This is a genomic window from Moraxella sp. CTOTU47724 (assembly GCF_032014955.1).
GTDB classification, from domain to species: domain Bacteria; phylum Pseudomonadota; class Gammaproteobacteria; order Pseudomonadales; family Moraxellaceae; genus Faucicola; species Faucicola tetraodonis.
The window spans coordinates 1-5,001 of record NZ_DALZSV010000091.1 but is presented as its reverse complement, the minus strand read 5'-3'; the positions used below and the strand labels follow the sequence as shown (position 1 = coordinate 5,001).

Here is a 5,001-nt window from a genome sequence, read left to right as displayed (position 1 = left end):
GATGTTTATCCACATTACGGACGCCATGATAGGTATTCAAATAAATCGGAAAAAATGTGCCAACTGCCACCAAAAAAATCTTTGCCGTTTCATCAATCCCAAACCACACGATGACCAGGGGAATTAATGCCAAATGTGGGATGTTTCTCAGCATTTGAAAGGTGGTATCCAATAACGTGCGAAATACAGGCAAAGTGCTGGTCAATAGCCCAAACCCCAACCCAAACAACCCGCCAATCAACAGCCCAGCAAACGCTCGCAGCGCACTAATGCCGAGATGCTGCCAAAGCTCACCACTTTTTATGAGTTCATAGCCCGCTTGAAGAACGGCACTGGGTGACGAAATATTTTTAAGGTAAGCCTCAGGCAGTAATTGAAAACTCGCTACCAGTTGCCAACCCGCCAACATAAGTAACGGCAACCACCAACCCCCGGTACGCCCAAATAGGGTTTTAATAACCTTACGGGTTGACAATGTCTTGACTGGTGCATTCACCCTTATCGGTTTCGTTGGTAGCGGCTTTGATGCCGCTACCACTGAATTATCCGCAACAAAACTTGACGTTTTCATAAACAACCTCTCAATGCAAATTTATCAATACAACTTTATTAATGACTGTTAAAAGCTTAACTGTCGCCTGTATCGCTTCAAAGTAGTAAGCGCAAGCTAGCGTCATAAAGGTTACCTACCCTTTTTTACTAGGTTTTTACTAGGTTTTTACTAGCTTTTTACTAGGTTTTTACTAGCCATGTTTTTACTAACAATAGGCTTTACTTGGGTGGATACCAGACAATATCTTTTACCTGTATTTGTTTTGGCAGCAATTTATTTTTATAAAAAGTATCCGCTTCTTGCTGCTGCGCTTGAATGATGTCATCGGTGATATAGTTGACACCGTAATTTCTTGATTTCACCGAGGCTAACGCCACGTCAGGTTTTAGATTGGTGACTTTTTGGATCATTTTGCTAAAAGTTACCGGGTCAGCGGTAATGGCTTTATCCGCTTCATCAATGGCTTTGACAATGTCTTTAATCACATCGGGGTGTTTTTGAGCAAAATCCGTTGATGCCAAATAAAACGATGTATTATTGGGCTTAAGACCTGTAGCATCGGTCAAAACTCGTGCTTTTAGCTCAATTTTGGCACTCGATAAATAAGGCTCCCAAACGGTCCAAGCATCCAGTTTCCCCGATTCAAAGGCAGCACGGGCATCAGATGGCTGTAAATACTTGACATCTATGTCAGCGAAACTTAATTTGTCACGTTCCAATGCTTTTAGTAACGTATAGTTAGCACTAGAGCCTTTAGTCACCGCCACAGCTTTACCTTTTAATTCAGCCACGGACTTTAAGGTTGAATTGGCGGGGACAATGACGGCTTCAGACTGTGGTGAAGGTTTTTCATAGGCAACATACACCAGATTACTACCCGCGGCTTGGGCAAAAATGGGTGGGGTGTCCCCTGTGGTGCCAAAGTCAATATTGTTGGTATTTAGCGCTTCTAGCATCGGCGGTCCCGATTGAAACTGCACCCAATTGACTTTGATGCCGGATTTTTCGAGCGACTTTTCAAGCAGCTTACTTTCCCGCAGATACACCAACGCTCCTGAACTTTGTAATCCGATACGCACTTTTTCAAGTGGTTTTGAATCACCGCTCTTAGCGTCATTGGTCTGTGCTTCATTGGTGGTTGCCGCATTGGCAGATTTGGTGGTATTTTGCTGGCAACCTGCTAATAGCAAGCTAATACTAAACCCCGAAATAAGTAGAGCAGAAACTTTTCTCATTACAATACCTTATACAATATTTAGGACAATTTGTCCTTATCCTCAAAATTTTTCATTTTTTCGATATGAAATGCTATAAAGCCCTATCAAGTATCATCGAATGGTGACATTATTCCACAAAATAATAACAAAGCTTAATAATTATAATTGATAAGAATATAGAGAAATTTTCTAACCGCTCTACAATGCGGATACTTTAGCTTGCGGATATATAAAGGAAGCGTGGATAAATTAACTGCAGTTATCCGTAGAGCTAGCTATTATCCGTAGAAAAAAAGGTTAGTTTAACTCGCAGCAAATTTGGTATGCTTTAAGATTGGATTGAAGGTTATATTGAAGATGGAATTGAAGGAAGATAGGATTGAAGGGTGTTGGGTATTATTCAGTTTCAACTCATACCTGCTTGCAGTTTGTGAGGTTGGCTTTCACTGGATTATTATTGAAAAGATTATAAACAAATTTTTGCAAGCAACAAGGCTGCATAACAATAGCAGCCTTGCCCTTGTGAGTCATTCAGTTAAATTCAGTCAGTCGGTTACATTCAAATAGAAGCCGCTGTAAAATGCTGATGCAGATGGGTTTTATTTTCTAAATCATCGGCAATGGCAATCGCTAAATCCGCCACACTGATACCTGCAGGTATATCGCCGTTCATCAACAGGTGGTTGTCACCTAAACGATACTCTCCTGTACGCTCTTCACTATAACCAGCGGTTACACCAAGCATGGCAGGCGGAGAAATAAACGCCCAATTCACATCACGACGGTCTGTTAACGCTTGGATTAAATGGCGTGCTGCATTGGCACCGTCAAAGATTTCTTTAGGAAAATCTGGTGTATCAATCAACTGTTTATTGTCAGCAACATACAAACTACCAGCACCGCCGATAATCAGCAGATAAGGTACTTTTGCCTGTTTACCCCCTTCAATAATCGCCTGAGAACCTTGTGTAAATTCTTCACCAATATTGGGGTTAGTCCATCCGGGGTTATATGCACTCACAACGGCATCAAACCCTTGTAATTTTTGTGGAAAATCCGCACTCATCACGTCAGCTTGTACAGCGGTGACATTGTCTTGGGGTTCGACTTTATCAATATGGCGGGCAAACGCAGTAACTTGATGTCCACGTTGTGCTAATTCTTTGACAACCGCTTTCCCAACATACCCTGTGGCTCCTATGACGGCAATTTTTTGTGGGTTCATTTTTGTTCCTTTATTTGACTGAGTTAAGATTAAGCTATTATAAAACGCTTATTCACAAACGATTAGTCTATAATAAGCTAAAATATTATTAGCTAAAAGGCAATAATAGAGAACCTATCATGAATCAATCTGACTTTGGGCAATTACTGATTTTTCATAGTATTGTTCAAGAAAAATCGATTACCAATGCGGCTAAAAAGCTAGGTATCACGGTACCATCGGTAAGCAAGGCGCTTAAGACATTAGAGCGTAATGTTGGTATTGCCTTATTCGTTCGCACAACACGTAAACTACAATTAACCGACGCTGGCGAACAACTTTATAGCCAAACCCGAGAACCGATTTCTAGGTTACAAAACACTTGGCAGCATATTGGCGATCAGTATCAACAACCAAGTGGTCTTGTACGAATCACTTTATCACAGCTACATTTCGAACTGATATTTAAACCTTTTTATGCAGAATTTTGTGCGCGTTATCCAAAGATAATTTTGGAATTTTCTATTAATAATGCTAGTGTGGATTTGATAGAAGCAGGGTTTGATTTGGGGGTAAGATTTGGTAATAACTTGACTGACAACGTGGTGGCTAAGCCCATTTATCCTGCGTTTCGGCAAGGGCTGTATATTTCTTTAGACTATGCAAGCAAATACGGCATACCAAAGACCTTAGATGATTTACAACATCATCGGATGATTGGCTTTCGTTTTATGAGTAGTAATCGAATCGAGCCCTTATTTTTGCAGATAAATGGGGAAAATAAATTACAACCCATTGAAAACACGCTAATTTTTAATGACTCTGAACAAGTATTAGATGCCACTTTGCAAGGACTGGGCATAGGGCGAATCTTTGAACCTTTAGCAACTAATTCAGCGCTGGTACCCGTACTTGAAGAACATTGGATAACCTTTCCTGCCAATTATTTATACTATTTGCCGACACCTGTTAAAGCTAAAAAAATACAGCTTCTCATTGATTTTTTAATGGAGAAATTTGGTAGTTACGCCTCATCTTAAATTAACAACCTACATTTATGACAATGAAAGTGGATAGTGAATCGCCACTTGCTCATGTTTATAGTTTTGATAGGGATACTTTAAAAGGATTTTTTTTAGGGCATGAAGGCTATTTAAAATAAGCAATGAAACTCAAAAAAAAATAATTCAGTTTCATCTCTTTTAAATTCGGGTGGGGGCCAAAATCTACTTGCTCGAAAATTAACCAAGGCACAATTTGGGCACAAAATGGGCACACAAGATTTTTAAGCGATTTTTCTGCGCCCAAAAACACAAAAGTGGTCAAAATTTTGACTCTCTAAAAACCACGTAAACACTTGATATCACTGCAATAAAAAAGCCCCAATCAATCGATTGGGGCTTTTGGAATATGGTAGGCATAATCTGACTCGAACAGACGACCCCCACCATGTCAAAGTCGCTAGACCAATCTACCCTATTTGATATTAATGTACTTTAATACTCAAAGCTTTGATACGAGTGGGTTTCAACTAGGTGTTTCAAAATAACATTAATGCGATTTAATGACAATTAAAAAATCATTTTGTAGTTTGGTCACGCAATATTGCGTGTTTTTTACCCCCACTCTTCTGATTTTTTTGATGGATAAAGCTCAAATTTATATTATTTTTATTAATTAAATTTAATTTAAATTGTTATTATAATTTAATATTAAAAACCATTGTCTTATTAAAATGTTCAGTTTTTTAAATAATAAAGTAGACATTAGATTGTGATAATCATTTATATTATTTCAAAAATATCAGATTTAGCTTTATAAAATCAAATTAAACTCTTATCAATTTCATTACTTTGCCATATGAGCAGCAGGTTAATTTTTATACAACCTATTCTTGGATTATTCCTAAAATGACTTTTAGAAGCATTGGTTTGGCAAATCGATTGACAATGATTGTCAATTAATTTTTCGCTTTTTCCACTGCACTTGTGGATAAAAATCTCATAAGCCTGCTTGGGGGTTGTTTT

The 5,001-nt window shown here is 38.5% G+C and carries 5 protein-coding genes; 1 reads left to right on the top strand and 4 read right to left on the bottom strand.

The window, feature by feature from the left end; genetic code table 11:
* From RTR63_RS11480 to RTR63_RS11470, 3 genes are all read right to left on the bottom strand, one after another.
* On the bottom strand, positions 1-571 hold a 571-nt coding region (locus RTR63_RS11480; protein WP_312524377.1), incomplete at its 3' end, for an ABC transporter permease subunit.
* A 200-nt stretch (positions 572-771) separates the two neighbouring features.
* Entirely contained in the window at positions 772-1,788 is a 1,017-nt protein-coding gene (locus tag RTR63_RS11475; protein WP_312524375.1) for an aliphatic sulfonate ABC transporter substrate-binding protein, read from the bottom strand.
* 541 nt (positions 1,789-2,329) lie between these two features.
* The gene (locus RTR63_RS11470) at positions 2,330-2,995 is read right to left on the bottom strand and encodes an NAD(P)-dependent oxidoreductase (protein ID WP_203172306.1); all 666 of its coding nucleotides are present in this window, start codon (positions 2,993-2,995) and stop codon (positions 2,330-2,332) included.
* 119 nt (positions 2,996-3,114) lie between these two features.
* On the opposite strand from RTR63_RS11470, the gene RTR63_RS11465 reads away from it, so the two are divergent.
* Positions 3,115-4,014, top strand: a complete 900-nt coding sequence (locus tag RTR63_RS11465) for a LysR family transcriptional regulator (RefSeq protein ID WP_312385221.1) — start codon at positions 3,115-3,117, stop codon at positions 4,012-4,014.
* A 783-nt stretch (positions 4,015-4,797) separates the two neighbouring features.
* Here RTR63_RS11465 and RTR63_RS11460 read toward each other — a convergent pair.
* Positions 4,798-5,001 (bottom strand): hypothetical protein (locus tag RTR63_RS11460; RefSeq protein WP_312524372.1); only part of this gene is annotated, 204 nt, incomplete at its 5' end.

Bases quoted from the DNA above. Each gene is read 5' to 3' on its own strand.
- RTR63_RS11470 (WP_203172306.1), bottom strand. From the start codon at position 2,995: ATGAACCCACAAAAAATTGCCGTCATAGGAGCCACAGGGTATGTTGGG.
- RTR63_RS11465 (WP_312385221.1), top strand. From the start codon at position 3,115: ATGAATCAATCTGACTTTGGGCAATTACTGATTTTTCATAGTATTGTT.
- RTR63_RS11475 (WP_312524375.1), bottom strand. From the start codon at position 1,788: ATGAGAAAAGTTTCTGCTCTACTTATTTCGGGGTTTAGTATTAGCTTG.